The sequence below is a fragment of the Methanophagales archaeon genome, assembly GCA_021159465.1.
Classification (GTDB): Archaea; Halobacteriota; Syntropharchaeia; order Alkanophagales; family Methanospirareceae; genus G60ANME1.
In genome coordinates, this window is the sequence record JAGGRR010000097.1 from 1 (window position 1) to 1,186 (window position 1,186).

2 protein-coding genes are annotated in these 1,186 nt (G+C 36.8%); both read left to right on the plus strand.

Annotation, left to right across the window (positions count from 1 at the left end; translation table 11 throughout):
- Nucleotides 1-383: 383 nt before the first annotated feature.
- Nucleotides 384-611 (plus strand): antitoxin family protein, encoded by a 228-nt coding sequence (locus J7J01_04960; GenBank protein ID MCD6210229.1) that lies wholly within the window; start codon nt 384-386, stop codon nt 609-611.
- Nucleotides 611-1,048: a putative toxin-antitoxin system toxin component, PIN family gene (locus J7J01_04965; protein ID MCD6210230.1), complete on the plus strand. Its 438-nt coding sequence runs from the start codon at nt 611-613 to the stop codon at nt 1,046-1,048. The genes J7J01_04960 and J7J01_04965 overlap by 1 nt, the downstream gene beginning before the upstream one ends.
- Nucleotides 1,049-1,186 lie beyond the last annotated feature (138 nt).

A 1,186-nucleotide genomic window follows, 5' to 3' on the forward strand; every position in this document is an offset into this window, starting at 1 on the left:
CCTCTATGTCAACCCTTGGTTGCCAGCCCAATTCTCTTTTGGCCTTATCAGAGGAAACAATCTTTCCTTCGTAATCCCCAGGCCTTGCTTCTTCATACTCAATTTTAACATCCCCAACTAACTTTCTTATTGTCTCTGCAATCTCTTTTATACTAACTGGCTTTAAACCTTCCAAGTTATAAATCTGATTTTTTGCAACATCCTTTACCTACCAAAGTTAAGATAAAATCAAAAGGTCTTTTAAGAAAGGGTTCTTTTACTGCCAAATTATGTCCTTTAGTCAACCTCATCGTTTCTCTGTTAAGACTCAAACCATCCTCTGTTTTGACAACCATTAAAAAGCATGTTATTCTTCTAAAAAATCGTGCACGGAGGTGGTTACCTTGCCAGAGTTCATTGAGGCTATTTATGAAAACGGGGTTTTAAAACCCTTAAAACCTATAGACTTAAAAGAACACGAAAGAGTGGAAATTATTATAACCTCTAAATCCCGCTGGGCTTCTGAGTTCAAGAAATTACTGGATATCGTCCATGAACGAACCAAAAAATTTACTTCGGAAGAAATCGAGGCAGATATAACCCAGGCTTACAGAGAAGTGCAACAGAAATAATGCCCATTAAAGTACTTATTGACACAAACGTCTGGGTTTCAGCCTTTCTAAATCCAGCTGGCTATCCTGCAAAAATCGTAACTGCCTGGCTTGAAGATAAAATTGAAATCGTTATATCAATCCCTCTTTTGCAAGAAATTTCAGATGTTCTTCAACGGCCAAGGATCCAAAACAAATATAAATATTCAAATGAAGAAATTCAAAAGTATCTGGAATTGATATTTCGAAAAGCAAAGAAGATTGAGCCAAGCGGCAACATCAATATCTGCCGGGATGCCAAAGATAACATGATTTTAGAAACGGCTCTATCTGGACAAGTGAAATATCTTGTTACCAGAGATGACGACATCAAAAGGGATCTGAATTTGGTCCAAACCATGGGTAAACATGGTATTGAAATTATCACTGTATCAAGGTTTTTGGAAATGCTTGTGTAAAACCGCATTATCAGCTATGAGCCATCAGCTATCAGCTAGTAGTGCATATGCCTTTTATACATTCTATATACCTTCTTATCCCCTCTTCTATATTCTTAATTTCTTCCACCTACGAAGTGGAGAAATAGGAATTATTCT